This window comes from Streptacidiphilus albus JL83 (genome assembly GCF_000744705.1).
Taxonomy (GTDB): Bacteria; Actinomycetota; Actinomycetes; order Streptomycetales; family Streptomycetaceae; genus Streptacidiphilus; species Streptacidiphilus albus.
Map to the genome: position 1 here is coordinate 4068725 of NZ_JQML01000001.1, position 16399 is coordinate 4085123.

The following is a 16399-nucleotide window of genomic DNA, read 5'->3' on the forward strand; positions in this document are numbered from 1 at the left end:
TCCGGCGGACATCGTCGACGCGCCGTACGACCAGGCGATACGACGCCGTGGTAGGGAAGATGCCCGCACCGGATCCCGCACGGCACGCACTGCTACCAGCCAGCCCCCGAGACGCCGAGGACACAGGCGTCCCGGGGGCTGGCTGGCCCCGGGGGCAGCGTCCCGGGGGCCGGGCAGGGAGGCATGCCGAGGACATGCCAGTGGCGGCGCACAGAGTTGTGCGCCGCCACCAGGTCACGGACCTCGATCATCACCAATGCAGGCCGACCCCGCCGGGACAGGAGGCCGGTCAGGCTCTTCAACGGCCTTTCACGTGAAGCAACTTGTATACGTTCAACCGCACCCGGGACACAGGATTCCGGCGCCGGCCGCTACTTCGCCCCGCCTGCGGCGTCGGCCGACCTGCCGCGTCGACGCAGGACCGTCCCGGCCGTGGCGAGCAACCCGAGGGCCGCCGCAGCACCCCCCGCCCACATCCACCCCTCGGCGATCCCGCCGCCCGACCCGGCGTGGTGACCGGCGGCGGCCAGCTCCGGGTTGACCTGGACCGTACCCGAATCGGAGGCACAACCCAGCAGCTTCCGAGTGTCGCCCTGCTGCACACAGGCGGTACTGGACAGCGTATCGGCGCTGTGGTGGGCCGCATCGGAGTGGGGCTGCTTGACCTGAATACCCTGGGCCCGGGCGGCCGCGAGCTGGGCACGGGTACCCAGATGACCGGCCACGTGCAGCTCGCGGGTCTGACCGGCGGCCAGGTCGATGGCCCACAGGACCTGGGTACCGGTGTTGCGGCCGCCGTCGGAGATCGCCGCGGGCTGGACCGCCGCCGACAGCATCTGGGAGACCTGGAGGTGCTTCATCGGGTCGGGGGTGGTGTTGCGGACCGTGACGGTGTAGTCGACGTCGGTGCCCTCGGTCAGCGCGGTACCGGAGTGCCGCACCGCCACCTCCACCGGGTGCGACGCCGCGTCGGGTCCGGCGGCGGACCCGTCCGCGGGCACAGCGGACCCCGGCTTGGCCGGTGCCCCGACAGTGAAGGACCGCGACACGGACTGCGTACCCGAGGCCGTCGCGGCAGAGGCTGTCGGAGCCACCGACAGCGGCAGCGCCACCATAGCGGCGGCCGCCACGGCGGTACAGGCAAGGCCCGAAGACAGGCGCGGAACGTTCATGGGACTCCCTCGGATACGACATCTGAACTTCCACCGACAGACTGATTGTCCGTTATGCCCTACTGGAAGAGTGGGAGGCCACCCCAGCCGAGGCAGCCGGCTGCCGCCTTGACCGACACGAGCCGCCCGCGCTGGCTCCCTTTATCCCCCCAACGCAGACCGGCAAGGGACCGGGGTTCCCGAACACGAGCAGGTGGGTGATCAGGTCAGCCGGACCGGGTCGCCCCTCGGCACACAGCCCCTCGACCCTGTCGGCGGCCGACTGACCGGCGAGCAGGAGCACCCAGGTCAAGCACCTTGAAACAGGCAGCCGTCCCGAGCCCGAACAGGACAGGCCGACTCCAGGCGAGACTCCCAGTTCACCTGGACAGGTGAAACCAGGCACAGCACCGCCCGGCTGATCTCGGCTCATCACCTGGTCAGTGATACGCCGAGACCATGGGGACTACGAGCAGCACCGACAGCATTCATCACACCCGTGAACAAAAGCGTCTGACAGCCAGCCGCCTATTCCAACAGGGCGACCTGTCGGACGGGGAGATCGCGCGCCTGCTGGGCGCGCACGCATCGACGGTGCGCAGCTGGCACCACACATGGACCGCGGGCGGCCCCGACGCCCTGCTCGGACACGCGAACGGCGGCGTCAAGTGCCCCCTGGACCCGGCCCAATGCCAGGCCCTGCGCGAACTGCTGCGCCGCGGCGCTGCGGACTACGGCTTCGCCACCGACATCTGGACCCTGGCCCGGATCCGCCAGGTGATCGACGAGCGCTTCTCGGTGGCCTACACCTCCCTGTCCGGGATCAGCCACCTCCTGCACCGCATGGGCTTCACCTCGCAACCGGCCCACCGCGACGTCCCCGGGCACGACGGGGGCGCGATCTGGGAATGGGTGGACACCACCTGGCAGGACACGCACACACAGGTGTGACTGTTCAGTCGAAGTGGCGGATGTGCGCTTGATTTGGCGGAATGAGGCCGGGTCGGGGTCACGAGTGATCGGGGTGTCTGTCCCGTTGCACTCCAGTTGGCGGATTCGCAGACCTTCGCGTTCGTGGTGGCCGTTTCGCATTGGATGCTTGAATCGATCGCTTCGCGCTTGTCCGGTCTCGCTGGACCTGGTGGCGCCTCAGGTGACAGTCGGCCAATTCCCGGCGTGTGTGGCTCGCCACGCCCGGATTTGATCTCTCGGGGTGGATCGCGTCTCATCGGGCACCCGCCACTGCGGACTGTGCCCACGGACGGCTCCGGAGTTGAGCCGTGGGCGCCGTGGCAAGGACATCTCCTCGCCTTCGCTCGTAGTCCTGAGGAATCCCGGACCGCCGATCTGCGGTGAAGGCCAGGGCGACAACCTTCGCGCGGCAAAGCCCGATCCGCAGGGCGCGAGGGACCGCCGGGCCCACCGTCGATCCCCCGAACGCCCGGTCACTCTTGTGAGCGGTTTGGTTGGTGCGGGAGCGGGCATGGCGTTCGACCGAGGTGGATGATCTTCGGCGGCAGGTCCCGCAAGGTGCCCCGCCTGCCCGTCCGTGTCGACACATTCAGGAGCGAAACGATGGCCGCAGTGACGCAGAACCACGCCCCTTGGGGCCTCGCCCGGATCTGCCAGCGTCAGGCGGTCTCGGACGACCCCTCCACGTGGGAGTACGTCTGTGGTGCACGTCGGTCTGCGATCGTGTTGTGGGACCGGGCAGTCCGGCCCCAGGCGGGGCCGGACCTCAGCAAGGCTCGCTCTCTCAGGCCGCGTCCCGCGTGAGCCGAGCGCTGTGCCCCTGCCCTGGGGTCCACAGCCGCCCGCCGTCCTCCTGATGGATGCGGCGCGACGTCGCGTTCTGGGACATGGCGAAGGCGAGGGCGAAGACCTTCTGGCGCTCGATCCCGTAGGAGATCATCCTGCGGTTCCACAGGCTGAGGTCGAACTGGCTGTTCACGGACTCCGAGTCGCTGCGGTAGGGGTACACCGTCTGATGGGCGAGGGTGAGCTGGGGTATCTGCTGCAGGTACTCGGCTCGGTGGAAGCCCAGTTCCGCGTCGCTCTTCCGAGGCTTGCCGGTGGCCGGGTCGACCACCTTGCGGTCCAGGGAGTGGCTGGTGATGCCCACCTGGACGCGGTGCTCGTGGGGACCGTAGCGGCACGGGACCCGCAGCGTGTGGTACCAGCGGGACTTGCTCGCTCCCGCACCGTGCTGAAGGCGCGTCACCGGGACCGGGATCAGGACGGAGGTGCCGTCGTCGATGATGACGCGTTCGGCCACCCGGCCCTGGTCGCACCACAGGTCGTGGCGGCAGCGGCCCGGGCGCAGCAGTTCCAGGTGTCGGGGCCGGATCGACTTGTGCTGCTTGTTGATCACGAGCAGGCCCAGTCGGGCCAGGGCGTCGCGGTGCACCCCGCGGAACGCGCCGTCGTAGACCACGCCCATGCATCCCGGCAGGTCGCGCTTGAGTCGGCTGAAGTGCCGCACTGCGATGGCGGCCTCGTCCTCGTACGCTCCGCCCGCAACATGGGCGAAGGAAAGGATGACCCGGCGCCAGTAGCAGTCGTCCCGGGCACTCGCGAAGAACCACTTGGTGCCGCGCACGGCGACTTTCTCCTCCTCGCCGTTCTCGTAGTAGACGCGTGCCGCGGAGTAGACGCGGTGCAGCTTGATCTCACCCGTCGTGGTGTCCACAGTGACGGTCCGCTCGGCCTTGGAGGGGGCCTTGGGTACGGTCCCGTCGCCCACGATCAGCTGTCGCCGCTCGGGCCTGGCCCAGTTCCTGGGTGCGTCCTCGGGGAACAGGCCCTGCTCCAGGGCCTGTTGGAAGCTGGACCTGCGGAACTCCTCCTCGAGTTCCTCGAAGGCCGGCGCGAGCAGTTTGGCTTCGGCGTACTGGTACTGGTCCCGGGTGGGTGCCTGGTCGGGCAGCCTGGCGGCCATGGCGCGGGAGAGGTTCGCGCGGATGTGTTTGCGCACGGACTTCCACTGGACTTCGTCCGTCAGGGCCCCGACCGCTGACCGCTTGGACTTCGTCACGGGCATCAGTGCGGCGATCATCAGGTAGACCACGGTCGGCGACCGACTCCTCGTCGCCACCGAACCGCTGAGCCCCTATCCCGGCGGGGACCGCAGCGTTCTCGCCCAGCACGAGACCTTCCTCGATCCGCTGGTCCTGCTGACGGTGGCGGCCGGGGTCACCCGCCGGGCGCGGCTCGGCACCAGCACCCTCAACGCGCTGTGGCAGCCGCCCATGCTGCTGGCCCGCTCGCTCGCCACGATCGACCAGGTCTCGGCCGGAAGGCTCGATGTCGGACTCGGGCTGGGGTGGTCCCGCGACGAGTACCAGGCGGTCGGCACCCCGTGGCAGGGTCGGGGGGTGCGGCTGGAGGAGACCCTCGACCTGTTCGACCGGATATGGGCCGAGGACGAGGTGGTCCGGCACGACGGCGCACTGTGGACCGTTCCCCCCTCCTACGTGCGCCTGAAACCCCGTCAGCGGCCGCGGCCGCCAGTGCTGTTGGGCGGCTTCGGCCCGGCGACCCTCGCCCGCGTCGGCCGCCGCGCCGACGGCTGGCTCGGGGTCGGCCTACCGCTGCCGGTGCTGGCCCAGGCCTGGGAGGCCGTCACCGGGCACGCCGCGAAGGCCGGCCGGGACGCCGACGCGCTCCGTCTGGTCCTCCGGGTCAACCCGGTGTTCTCGGCCGATCCCGTGCCGGACGAACAGGTCCCCAACCGGGGCACGGTTCGGCAGTTGGCCGACTACCTGTCGGCAGCCGTCGAGAGCCTCGGCGCGGAGCCGCTGATCGACCTGCACCACACCGCCGACGATGTCGAGGAGTTCCTGGACCTGGCCCGCGAGCTCCACGACCTCGTGCGCTCGCGCACCGCCTGAACCCCGGCGCACGGCCGGTGGCTGGGCCGCCGGTCCACGGCGGGCCCAGGTCCACCGGCAACCGAGGGGGTCAGCGGGCGGGGTCGGCGACCCGCTCCGGCTCGTCGGCCTTGGGTGCCGGGATGCGCCCGAGGCGGCTCTTCACGCCCCAGGTGGTGACCAGCTTCAGCGCCTCGCCGACGATGTTGCCGCTCATCTTGCTGGCGCCGAACTCCCGCTCGACGAAGGTGATCGGCACCTCGGCGACCTTGAAGCCGGCCCGGACCGTGCGCCAGGCCAGGTCGACCTGGAAGCAGTAGCCCTGCGAGGCGACCTCGCTCATGCCGATGCCGAGCAGGGTCTCCTTGCGGAAGGCGCGGTAGCCGCCGGTGACGTCCCGGATCGGCACCTGCAGCATCAGCCGCGAGTAGGTGCTGCCGCCGCGCGACAGCAGTTCGCGCTTCTTGGGCCAGTTGACGACCTCGCCGCCGGGGACCCAGCGCGAGCCGAGCACCAGGTCCGCGTGGCGCAGCGCGGTCAGCAGCCGGGGCAGCTGCTCGGGCTGGTGCGAGCCGTCCGCGTCCATCTCGACCAGGACGTCGTAGCCGTTGTCGATGCCCCAGCGGAAGCCGGCCAGGTAGGCCGCGCCCAGACCCTCCTTGCCCTTGCGGTGCAGCACCTGGAGGTTCGGGTCATCGGCGGCGAGCGCGTCGGCGGCCTGACCGGTGCCGTCGGGGCTGTTGTCGTCCGCGACCAGGATGTGCGCCTCGGGGACGGCCGCGCGGACCCGGGCGGTGATCCGGCCGACGTTCTCGATCTCGTTGTACGTCGGAATGATCACAAGGATTCTGCCGAGGTCGCCGAAGGTTTCGGTACTTTCGGTCGTGGTGTCCGACACGGGCTGGCCCCTTACTCCGCTTGCCGCGATCGTGCTCATTTTCCGTCGCGGCATCCCGCCGCGACACTCTCCCGGTCGGCTTGCCGCGCTACTGCTACCACGGACCGCGTAAGGGGAAATCGTGACGACGGTACAGGGCGCGCTTCGCCCGCCGCATCCCAGGGACTCGCCGGGGAACGGCGTCGGACGACCTTTTGCGTCGTCGGAACGCGGCTGTACCCGCTTCCGAGCGCCCTCTTTGAAAGGAAGTGGCAGACGGGTAAGAAAGCGGTATGTCCGGGCGTTGCCACCGCTCTCGAACGGGCCGGGCATTCCCCCCGGACAGCCGGTCGACGGCGGTCCCGAGGACGTGATCGAGGGTCAATTCCCGTGACGATATGACGAGAGTTCTGCTCTCGCCGCGCCACCGACCGGATCGGCAAATAGCACTATTTGGGACATATACCTACCTGGTATCGAATCTGCATGCGTCCGCGCCCGGTTCGAACTGCGAAGGATGGCTCTCCCCGGTGGACCATCTGGGGCGCCATCATCGTCGCCCGGCTGGCCTGACCGCCCGTCAGCGGCGGTTGACGGCTGCGGCCTGGACGGCGGTCAGCACCGGGGTGTCGCCGCCGATCAGCTCCAGCGCCAGTCCGGCCGTCTCCGGGTGGTGCAGCAGGTGCGCCAGCACGTCGGCGACGTCGGCGCGCGGGACGCCGCCGCGTCCGGTCCGCTTGGCCAGCAGCACCCGGCCGGTGCCCGGGTCGTCGGTCAGCCAGCCGGGGCGCAGGATCGTCCAGTCCAGCCCGGAGCGCACCACCAGCGCGGCATCGGCCGCCCCCTTGGCCCGGAGGTAGGCCGCGAAGCCCTCGTCGGTGTCCGGGGCCGGCTCGCGGTCCGCGCCCATCGAGGACAGCTGCACGAAGCGGCGCACCCCGGCCCGTTCCGCCGCGTCGGCGAAGCGGACCGCGCCGAGGTGGTCGATCTCCTCGGTCCGGCCGACGCCCCCCTTGCCCCCGGCGCCGGCCGCGAACACCGCCGCGTCCGCCCCGGCCAGGACCGCGGCCAGCTCCTCCACCGTGGCGGTCTCCAGGTTGCAGTGGACCGGCTCGGCCCCGGCCTCCCGCACGTCCTCCTGCTGCTCCGGCTTCCGGACCAGGCCGACCGGGCTGTCCCCCCGGTCGGCGAGCAGCCGCTCCAGCAGCAGGGCGATCTGACCGTGTCCACCCGCGATGACGATGCGCATGGAACCGACGATAGGAGCCGACCGGGGGCGCCGCACCCGGTGGTACCGCACCCGGTGCAGCCGCCGGATACGGTGCCCGGACGACGCCCGGCCCCACCCCGGGTTTGTACCGTGGGCGGATGGCAGCGAACGGATGGTGGCGCCGGGTGTCCCCCGGCCGGGCGGTGGTGCTGGACGCCGTGGCGGCGCTGCTGGTGTTCGGGCTGCTGCTGGCCGCCGCCGCGATGGCGGCCCGGCCCTCGCGGCACGTGCTGCCGACGCTGGACTCGCTGCACCCCGCCGCCGTCGTCCTGGCCGCCGCCTCCTGCGGGACCCTGCTGCTGCGCCGGCACCGGCCCTGGGGCGCGCTGGCGCTGTCCCTGGTCTGCGGCGTGCTCTACGCCCTGGCCGGCTACACCATGAACCCGTTGCTGATGCTCCCGACGGTGGTCGCGCTCTACACCGTGGCCGTCAGCACCGACCGCCGTACCGCCTGGGGCACCGCGGCCGGCTCGGTGGCGGTGCTGGTCGGCGCCGGGATCGCGCTCGGCCCGGAGACATGGCTGCAGCCGCAGAACTTCAGCGTGCTCGCCTGGGCCGGGACGGCGGCGGCCGTCGGCGACGCGGTGCGCTCCCGGCGCGCCTACATCGCCGCCGTCGAGGAGCGGGCCGAGCGCGCCGAACGCACCCGCGAGGAGGAGGCCGGCCGCCGGGTCGCCGAGGACCGGATCCGGATAGCCCGCGAGCTGCACGACGTGGTCGCCCACCACATCGCGCTGATCAATGCCCAGGCCGGGGTCGCCGTCCACCTCGCCGGCGAGATCCCGGCGCCGGTCCTCGCCGCGCTGGAACACATCCGGGACGCCAGCCACGAGGCACTGCAGGAGCTCAAGGCGACGGTGGGGCTGCTCCGGGCCTCCGACGAGTCCGGCGTGCCGCTGGAGCCCGCTCCCGGCGTCGCCCAGCTGCCCGAGCTGCTGGCCTCCTTCGCCCGCGCCGGGCTGGCCGTCAGCCTGGAGCAGCAGGGCGAGGTCAGGCCGCTGCCGCCGGCCGTGGACCTGACCGCGTTCCGGATCGTCCAGGAGTCGCTGACCAACGTCAGCAAGCACGCCGGGGTGCCCACCGCCCGGGTGCAGCTCTTCTTCGGGCCCGAGCAGCTGGCCATCCGGGTCGAGGACGACGGCCGCACCGCGCCGATGCGCAGCAGCTACCTGGACCAGGGGCAGGGCCACGGGCTGACCGGCATGGGCGAGCGGGCGGCGGTCGTCGGCGGCACGCTGAGCGCCGGACGCGACCCCTGGGGCGGGTTCCGGGTCGCGGCCGACCTACCCTTGCGTCCGGTGGCGAGGGGAGCCGAGACATGACCATCCGGGTGCTGCTGGCCGACGACCAGGCCCTGCTGCGGGGCACCTTCCGCATGCTGATCGACTCGACGCCGGACATGGAGGCGGTCGGCGAGGCCGCCGACGGCCGCGAGGCGGTGGAGCTGGCCGGGCCGCTCCGGGCCGACGTGCTGCTGATGGACATCCGGATGCCGGGCCTGGACGGCCTGGCCGCGACCCGGCTGATCTGCGCCGACCCGGAGCTGTCCGGGGTCCGGGTGCTGATCCTGACCACCTTCGAGTTCGACGAGTACGTGGCGGAGGCGCTGCGCGCCGGGGCCAGCGGCTTCCTCGGCAAGGGCATGCGCCCCGAGGAGCTGCTGGAGGCGATCCGCACGGTCGCGGCCGGTGACTCGCTGCTCTCCCCCTCCGCCACCCGCACCCTGATCACCCGGTTCCTGGCGCAGCCGCAGCGCGCGGACGCGACCGCCGGCGCGGACCCGGCCCGGCTGGACGTGCTGACGCCGCGCGAGCGCGACCTGATGGCGCTGGTCGCCCTCGGCCACTCCAACGACGAGATCGCCGAGCGGCTCCTCCTCAGCCCGCTGACGGTGAAGACGCACGTCAACCGGGCGATGACCAAGCTCGGCGCCCGCGACCGGGCCCAGCTGGTGGTCATCGCCTACCAGTGCGGCCTGGTGCTGCCCGGCGCCCGCTGAGCCGCCCCTGGGGCCGTCCCTCAGGGGCGCCCGCCTACTTCAGGAGGAGAACCGGCTCCGGTCTACTACGCCCGTGGTAGGACCGGGACGCTGCCGCAGGGGGACGCGCCGGGGTGCCCGGCACGGAAGGCTGGGGAGCATGAACGGACTCCCGCGATGATCGTAGCCAGCAACCTCACCAAGCGTTACGGCGACAAGACCGCTGTGAACGACCTGTCGTTCACCATCCGCCCCGGCATCGTCACCGGCTTCCTCGGCCCCAACGGCGCCGGCAAGTCGACCACGATGCGCATGATCATGGGTCTGGACGCGCCGACGCAGGGCAGCGTCACCGTCAACGGCAAGCGCTACGCCGACCATGCCGCGCCGCTGCACGAGGTCGGCGCGCTGCTGGAGGCCAAGGCCATCCACACCGGTCGTTCCGCCCGGAACCACCTGCTGGCGCTGGCCGCGACCACCGGCATCGGAGCCCGCCGGGTGGACGAGGTGATCGAGCTGGTCGGTCTGACCGAGGTGGCCCGCAAGCGGGCCGGCGGCTTCTCGCTGGGCATGGGGCAGCGGCTGGGCATCGCCTCCGCGCTGCTCGGCGACCCGGCCACGGTCCTACTGGACGAGCCGGTCAACGGCCTCGACCCGGAGGGCATCCTCTGGATCCGCAACCTGCTCAAGGGCCTGGCCTCGGAGGGCCGCACGGTCTTCGTCTCCTCGCACCTGATGAGCGAGATGGCGCTGACCGCCGAACACCTGATCGTCGTGGGACGCGGCAAGCTCATCGCCGACACCTCGGTCGCCGACTTCACCCGCAGCGCCTCCCGCAACGTCGTCCGGGTCCGTTCCCCGCACGCCGAGAAGCTGCGCTCGCTGCTGGTCGGCCCGGACGTCACGGTGGACGCCGTGGAGCCGGGCACGTTCGAGGTCACCGGCCTGGACAGCGACCGGATCGGCACCGTCGCCGCCGAGAACGGCGTCACCCTGTTCGAGCTCGCGCCGCAGCAGGCCTCCCTGGAGGAGGCGTTCATGGAACTCACCCGGGACGCCGTCGAGTACCACGCCAGCACCACCGTCGCCGCCCACGGCGGCGCGCCGGTCGGCACCGGAAGGAGCACGTCATGAGCACCGCCACCGCGCCCGACGCGACCGTGAAGGCCTCGTTCGCCAAGGGGCAGGGCAAGGTGACCCAGGCGCGAGTGATCAACTCCGAGTGGATCAAACTACGCACCCTGCGCTCCACCCCGATCACTCTGCTGGTGGCCGTCCTCATCATGGTCGGCCTGAACCCGCTGATCACTTGGGCGAACGCCAGCCACGGCGGCGGCCACGGCGACGCCGTCAACGGCGCGGAGCTCAGCCTGGGCCTGTACATCCTGGCCCAGTTGGCCGTCGGCGTGCTCGGCGTGCTGATCGTCAGTGGCGAGTACAGCACCGGGATGATCCGTGCCAGCCTCTCCGCCGTGCCCAAGCGGCTGCCGGTGCTGTGGGCCAAGGCGATCGTCTACGCCGTGGTCGTGCTGGTCGTGATGACGATCGCCTGCCTCGGCGCGTTCTACGGCGGCCAGGCGATCCTGTCCCACTACGACCGGGCCGTGACCCTCACCGATCCCGGTGTGGCGCGGGTGGTCTTCGGAACCGGGCTCTACCTCACGTTCGTGGGCCTGCTCGGCATCGGCCTCGGCGCGCTGATCCGCAATGCGGCGGGTGCCATCGCCGTGCTGGTCGGCATCCTCTGGGTGGTGCCGATCCTCGCGCACCTGCTGCCTTCGAGCTGGGCCCCCCACATCGTTCCCTACCTTCCCAGCAACGCCGGTAGCGCGATGCTCTCGGTGGTGCCGGACCCGACGATGATGTCCCCCTGGAGCGGGTTCGCCCTCTTCGCCGGCTACGCGGTGGCCCTGCTGGCGGTCGCCGGCCTGCTGCTGAAGCGCCGCGACGCCTGACCCGTCCCACCGTTCCTCTGCCGGAACACCACAGCGCTGCGCCCCCGGACCTTCGTCCGGGGGCGCAGCGCTGTTCGGTGCTGTCCGAGCGTCAGAAACGGCCCGCGAAGGTCGGGGCGTAGTCGCTGATGGTGTCGATCTTGACACCGGCGCTCGGGTTGGCGGCCTCGACGTAGGAGCCGTTGCCGATGTAGATGGCGACGTGGTACGCGTTGGCGGCGGTGCCGTCGGTGGACCAGAACAGCAGGTCACCGGGCTGGAGGGCGTTCATCGAGACCGGGGTCGCGGCGGCGGCCTGATCCTCGCTGGTGCGCGGGATGCTGATGCCGGCCTGGGCCAGCGCGGCCTGGGTCAGGCCCGAGCAGTCCCAGGTGTTCGGGCCGGTGCCGCCGTAGACGTAGGCGTCGCCGACCTGCGCCTGGGCGAAGGCGATGGCCGCGGCCATGCCGCTGCTGCTCGCGGTCGAGGAGCTGCTGCTGCTCGTGCTGGTCGTGGTCGTGGTGGCGGCCGGGGCACTGGTGCTGCTGGTGGTGCTGTCGGACGAGGAGCTGGAGGAGCTGTCCGAGGCGGACCAGTTGGAGCTGCCGGCGCTGTAGCTGGAGCCGGAGCCGGAGTTGGAGCTGTCCAGGTTCGCGCTGCCGGAGACCGTGTCGGAGGAGGTGGTGGCGCCGGTCGCGGCGGTGCGGCCGGACAGGGCCAGGCGCTCGCCCGGGTAGATCAGGTCCGGACCCTGGGTGAGGACCGAGCGGTTGAGGGCGTAGAGCCGCTGCCAGCCACCGTTGACGTCGTGGTCGGCGGCGATGGTGGAGAGCCAGTCGCCCGCGAGCACGGTGTAGTACGAGGCGGTGGTGGTGTCGGCGGCCCGGGTGCCGCTCGCCGAGGTGGGGGCGGCGACGGCGGCCGGGGCGGTCGCCGGGGCGGAGGCAGGAGCGGCGGCCGGGGCCGTGGCGGAGGCGGTGTTGGCGGTGATCATCGGAACGGCGAGGCTGACGATGCCGGCGAGGCCGACACCGGCGAAGAGGCGCTGCTTGGTGGTGCGCCGGGCCTTGACGGCCCGGTGGCGACCGGTGCCGGCGGTGGAACCGGTACGGCCGTTGGTCTCATGGGTGCTCGAAGGCAGCATGTTGAAGCGGTCCTCTCCCACGCCTGCGAGGTGAGCTGTCGGATTCGGGCTGGAGTTGCCCGGCCGTGCTGAGCACGGCTTCACCCCAAGCCGCGACTGTGAGATCGCGGCGACTTACCTGGTTCCCCCGCCCCTGCCGTGGTGCGGTGCCGATGTGCCACAGCCTCCGGCGGCAGGACTCGGCGTTCCGGAGGCGTTGGTTCCGCATAAGTGCGAACGGACCGAACGCTAGGCAGATTGTGCTTGAAACTACAACTCGGTGTGAGCCTACTCACATACAAACCGGAATAAAAAGGGCTTCGGCTGCCCAGATGCTGCCGTGACAAGGCAGACCTAATGTCGTTGTTGTCCATATATAAAGGGATGGGAGCCACCGACCATGACAGGTACGGCAGCAGACCCCGGGACAACGTCCAAGAGCCTCGCCCCCGACGGCCGGGGCGAGAACCACCGCTGGTGGGTGCTGGCCGTGATCGGCCTGGCCCAGCTGATGGTGGTGCTCGACGCAACCATCGTGAACATCGCCCTGCCGTCCGCGCAGAAGGACCTCGGCTTCAGCAACGGCAACCGCCAGTGGATCGTCACCGCCTACGCCCTCGCCTTCGGCAGCCTGCTGCTGCTCGGCGGGCGGATCGCCGACCTGGTGGGCCGCAAGCGGGTCTTCCTGATCGGACTGGCGGGCTTCTCCGTCGCCTCCGCCATCGGCGGGGCCGCGCCCAGCTTCGAGGTGCTGGTCATCGCCCGCGCCCTGCAGGGGGCCTTCGGCGCGCTGCTGGCGCCCGCCGCACTCTCCCTGCTGACGACGACCTTCACCGACTCCGCAGAGCGCGCCAAGGCGTTCGGCATCTACGGCGCCATCGCCGGCACCGGCGGCGCCGTCGGCCTGCTGCTCGGCGGGCTGCTCACCGAGTACCTGGACTGGCGCTGGTGCCTGTACGTCAACCTGCTGCTGGCCGTGCTCGCCATCATCGGCGCGGTCCGGCTGCTGCACGCCGGCCGGCCGGCCGACCCGCCCAAGCTGGACATCCCCGGCACGGTCGTGGTCTCACTGGGCCTGTTCGGGCTGGTCTACGGCTTCTCCAACGCCGAGACCCACTCCTGGAGCTCCGTCGGCACCTGGGGCTTCCTGGCCGCCGGGGTGCTGCTGCTCGCCGTCTTCGCCTGGTGGCAGACGCGCACGCCGCATCCGCTGCTGCCGTTGCGGGTGGTGCTCGACCGGAACCGGGGCGCGTCCTTCCTGGCGATGTTCCTGGCCGGCGCCGGGATGTTCGGGGTCTTCCTGTTTCTGACCTACTACCTGCAGCAGTCGCTGCTCTACTCGCCGGTCAAGACCGGACTGGCCTTCCTGCCGATGGTCGCCGTGATGATCGTCACCTCGGTCACCGCCACCAACAAGCTGGTGCCCAGGCTGGGCGCCAAGCCGATCGTGCCGGTCGGCATGCTGCTCGGCGCCTGCGCGATGGCCTGGCTCACCAGGCTCGACCTGAACAGCACCTACGCCGCCGACGTGATGCCGCCGCTGCTGGTGCTCGGCCTCGGCCTCGGCCTGATCTTCGCCCCGGCGATGTCGCTGGCCACGGCCGGGGTCGAGCCGCACGACGCGGGCGTCGCCTCGGCCACCGTCAACACCAGTCAGCAGGTGGGCGGTTCGATCGGCACCTCGCTGCTGAACACCCTGGCCACCAGCGCCGCCACCGCCTACCTGGTCGGCCGGGCGCACACCTCGGCCAACACCGCCCAGGCGCAGCTGCACAGTTACTCGACCGCCTACTGGTGGTCGGCCGGGTTCTTCCTGTTCGGGATGGTGGTCTGCGGCCTGCTCTACCCGGTGGGCCGACCCCGGATCAATCCGGAGAACGCGGACGCCCCCATCCACATGTGACCTCCGTCAGACGTGGATGGGGGCGCGGCGGGTGGCCCCGGTGTCAGCCGAGGCGGGTGAGCCGGGTCCCGTAGGAGGGCTCGGCCAGGTCGGACTGGAGGTTTATCGGGATCCGCTGGGCGCTGACCCCGGTGCCGACGACCAGCTCGCCGACGCCGTCGCCGGCCCGGCCGGTGCGCGGCAGCACCCCGCCCGTCGCCTCCAGCGAGACCGGCACCGAGGTGCCGGACCAGCCGATCACGTTCACGTCCTTGGACGCCACCACCGGCGTCCGGCCGCCCTCGCCGTCGTCCACGTAGCCGACGACCTCGCCCTGGTGCACCAGGATGTGCGACTGGAGCACGCCCTCAGCGCTGACCAGCAGCTTCTTGCTGGTCGCCATGACGTTGTCGAGGATGCCGAAGGTCGAGCTCAGGGCCGGCTGCCCCAACGTCACACCGAGCACGGTCTGGGTGGTCCCGCCGATCTTGACCTGCGCCGCCCACATCAGGCAGCCCAGCGCCGCCGAGTCGGAACCGGTCTTGACCCCGATCACGCCGTTGGCGCCGAGCAGCTTGTTGGTGTTGTAGGTCAGCGGGTTCTCCGGCGGCGAGAACGACTGGGTGCTCACGATCTCCCGGAAGACCGGCGTCTCCATGACCACCTTGGCCAGCTTGAGCTGGTCGGCGGCGGTGCTCTTGGTGGTGTCCTCCAGACCGCTGGGGTCGGTGTAGGTGGTCTGCGACATCCCCAGCGCCGTCGCCTCGGCCTGCATCTTGGCGACGAAGGCGGCGTCGGTGCCCGCGTCCCAGCGGCCGAGCAGCCGGGCGACGTTGTTGGCCGAGGGGATCAGCAGCATCTGCAGGGCCTGGTACTCGGTCAGCTGCTCGTTCGCGCTGACCTTCATCACCGACTCCCCGCCGGCCGTGCCGTTGGTGTAGTCGGTCACCGCCTGCTGGTCGACGGTGATCACCGGGCCCTGCTGGCCGACGGCCAGCGGGTGGTCCTTGAGGATCAGATGGGCCGTCATCACCTTGGTCACGCTGGCGATCGGCACGGCGGTCTCCGCGCCGTTCTGGCCCAGTGAGCCGAGGCCGTCGACCTCCACCGCCGACTGTCCCGCCGTCGGCCAGGACAGGGCCGGTGCAGAGCCGCCGAAGGTGTACTCCGAGGCGGCGGTCAGCCGCAGTTGCGGCGTCGGCAGCGGGCGCAGCACCTGGACCACCGCGAGCACCGCCAGGACGACGCAGAGCAGGCCGCCCCAGAGGGCGGTCCGCTTGGCCGCGCGGCGCAGCGGGGTCATCGGCCGGCGACTGAGCGTCGCCAGGAGCTCCAGCGCCTCGGAGGTGGTCTCCGGGCTGCCTTCCGGGGCCGGGCCCGCCCCCGGTCCGACTCCCTGTCCGACTCCCGGTCCGGGGGCTGGTTCCAGAGCCGGTTCCGGAGCCGGTTCCGGGGCCGGGATCGGCACGGCGTCGAACGCCCGCAGATAGGCCGGGTTGAGGGCGGCGGCCGGAGCGGACTGCTCCACCGGCTCTTCGGGCTCGGCGGCCGGGTCGTCGACCTCGTCCGGGTCCAGCCGGAAGCCGCGGAACTGGCGCAGGGTCTGGGTCGGCGGGTCGTAGGGGACGCGCAGGGCGGTGGTGGGCTCGTCGAGGGTGGCCGCGTGCTCGGACTCGCCGCGGGCGCCGACCCCGCTCAGCTCCAGCACGGCCCCGCGCGGGGCGTCCTCGGCGTCGGCGGCTTCGTCTGCGGCGTCGGCCTCGTCAGCGGCGGGCTCGGCGTCCCCGGCAGCGTCGCCCCCGGCAGCGGCGCCCCCGGCGTCGACGTCCTCGGCGGCGTCCGCGGCCTCGGCGGCGGGCTCCTCGGCCGCGTCGTCGTCGGGCTCCGGGACGGCCTCGGCCTCCGGGGCGGCGTCAGCCTCCGGCGCGGCGGCCTCGGCGGCGGTCCCGTCCGGCTCCGGCGCAGCCGTCTCCGCGGACGCTGTCTCCGCGGACGGCGTCTCGGCGCGGGTGGCTGTCGGAGTGGGCTCCGCGGCGGATGCCGACCCCCGCGTGTCCTCGTTCCGCTCCGCCCTGTCGGGGGACTCGCCCACGTAACCCAGCCTCCTCGTGTGTGTCCTGTTTGGTGTGCCCGATGGGCGCGCGGCATCCGCGCGCCGACCCCAGTTTCCTGCACGCCCGCCGCATCCCGCGCACACGATGCCCCGTACCGGCGTTTCCCCTGGGACGACAGCCACTGCTGAGGCAGACGTGGACTTCGTCCGGGTGGTTCCGGAGATCACGTTGTCGTGTCACTCTCGAGGCACCCTCGACAGC

General features: G+C 71.5%; 13 protein-coding genes and 1 riboswitch. Of the genes, 7 read left to right on the forward strand and 6 right to left on the reverse strand.

The genetic code is table 11. The features are described from left to right. Positions 1–371 precede the first annotated feature (371 nt). Complete coding sequence (locus BS75_RS17510; RefSeq protein ID WP_034088910.1) at positions 372–1001, reverse strand: DUF11 domain-containing protein; 630 nt, start codon at positions 999–1001, stop codon at positions 372–374. Between the two features lie 609 nt (positions 1002–1610). On the opposite strand from BS75_RS17510, the gene BS75_RS17515 reads away from it, so the two are divergent. Beyond that, complete coding sequence (locus BS75_RS17515) at positions 1611–2102, forward strand: helix-turn-helix domain-containing protein (RefSeq protein ID WP_081982403.1); 492 nt, start codon at positions 1611–1613, stop codon at positions 2100–2102. An 805-nt stretch (positions 2103–2907) separates the two neighbouring features. Here the strand turns inward: BS75_RS17515 and BS75_RS17525 are convergent. Further along, entirely contained in the window at positions 2908–4245 is a 1338-nt protein-coding gene (locus BS75_RS17525) for a hypothetical protein (RefSeq protein ID WP_152645892.1), read from the reverse strand. 7 nt (positions 4246–4252) lie between these two features. Here BS75_RS17525 and BS75_RS17530 point away from each other — a divergent pair, with 7 nt between their 5' ends. Further along, positions 4253–5041, forward strand: coding sequence for a TIGR03619 family F420-dependent LLM class oxidoreductase (locus tag BS75_RS17530; RefSeq protein ID WP_152645893.1), 789 nt, complete (start codon positions 4253–4255; stop codon positions 5039–5041). Positions 5042–5111: 70 nt separating this feature from the next. On the opposite strand, the gene BS75_RS17535 is transcribed toward BS75_RS17530, so the two are convergent. Both BS75_RS17535 and BS75_RS17540 read right to left on the reverse strand, forming a co-directional pair. Beyond that, positions 5112–5918, reverse strand: coding sequence for a polyprenol monophosphomannose synthase (locus tag BS75_RS17535; RefSeq protein ID WP_034088913.1), 807 nt, complete (start codon positions 5916–5918; stop codon positions 5112–5114). 559 nt (positions 5919–6477) lie between these two features. Beyond that, a complete protein-coding gene (locus BS75_RS17540) occupies positions 6478–7146 on the reverse strand; it encodes an SDR family oxidoreductase (protein WP_034088914.1) in 669 nt (222 codons plus the stop codon). Between the two features lie 119 nt (positions 7147–7265). On the opposite strand from BS75_RS17540, the gene BS75_RS17545 reads away from it, so the two are divergent. The 4 genes from BS75_RS17545 (at position 7266) to BS75_RS17560 (ending at position 11100) form a co-directional block, all read left to right on the forward strand. Beyond that, a complete protein-coding gene (locus tag BS75_RS17545; RefSeq protein WP_034088915.1) occupies positions 7266–8489 on the forward strand; it encodes a sensor histidine kinase in 1224 nt (407 codons plus the stop codon). After that, positions 8486–9166 carry a response regulator gene (locus tag BS75_RS17550; protein ID WP_034088916.1) on the forward strand — a complete coding sequence of 227 codons (681 nt, stop codon included), beginning with the start codon at positions 8486–8488 and terminating at the stop codon, positions 9164–9166. Before BS75_RS17545 ends, BS75_RS17550 begins: the two co-directional genes overlap by 4 nt. A 156-nt stretch (positions 9167–9322) precedes the next feature. Then, positions 9323–10279 carry an ATP-binding cassette domain-containing protein gene (locus BS75_RS17555; protein WP_042438142.1) on the forward strand — a complete coding sequence of 319 codons (957 nt, stop codon included), beginning with the start codon at positions 9323–9325 and terminating at the stop codon, positions 10277–10279. Continuing rightward, positions 10276–11100 (forward strand): ABC transporter permease subunit, encoded by an 825-nt coding sequence (locus tag BS75_RS17560; protein ID WP_052069504.1) that lies wholly within the window; start codon positions 10276–10278, stop codon positions 11098–11100. The genes BS75_RS17555 and BS75_RS17560 overlap by 4 nt, the downstream gene beginning before the upstream one ends. Positions 11101–11191: 91 nt before the next feature. On the opposite strand, the gene BS75_RS44435 is transcribed toward BS75_RS17560, so the two are convergent. Next, positions 11192–12244 (reverse strand): C40 family peptidase, encoded by a 1053-nt coding sequence (locus BS75_RS44435; RefSeq protein WP_152645894.1) that lies wholly within the window; start codon positions 12242–12244, stop codon positions 11192–11194. Further along, positions 12229–12382, reverse strand: a riboswitch (cyclic di-AMP (ydaO/yuaA leader). (Overlaps the previous gene by 16 nt.) A 220-nt stretch (positions 12383–12602) precedes the next feature. Here BS75_RS44435 and BS75_RS17570 point away from each other — a divergent pair. Continuing rightward, positions 12603–14105 (forward strand): MFS transporter, encoded by a 1503-nt coding sequence (locus tag BS75_RS17570; protein ID WP_081982405.1) that lies wholly within the window; start codon positions 12603–12605, stop codon positions 14103–14105. A gap of 43 nt (positions 14106–14148) precedes the next feature. Here BS75_RS17570 and BS75_RS17575 read toward each other — a convergent pair whose 3' ends face one another. After that, entirely contained in the window at positions 14149–16176 is a 2028-nt protein-coding gene (locus BS75_RS17575; protein WP_052069506.1) for a D-alanyl-D-alanine carboxypeptidase family protein, read from the reverse strand. Positions 16177–16399: the final 223 nt, after the last annotated feature.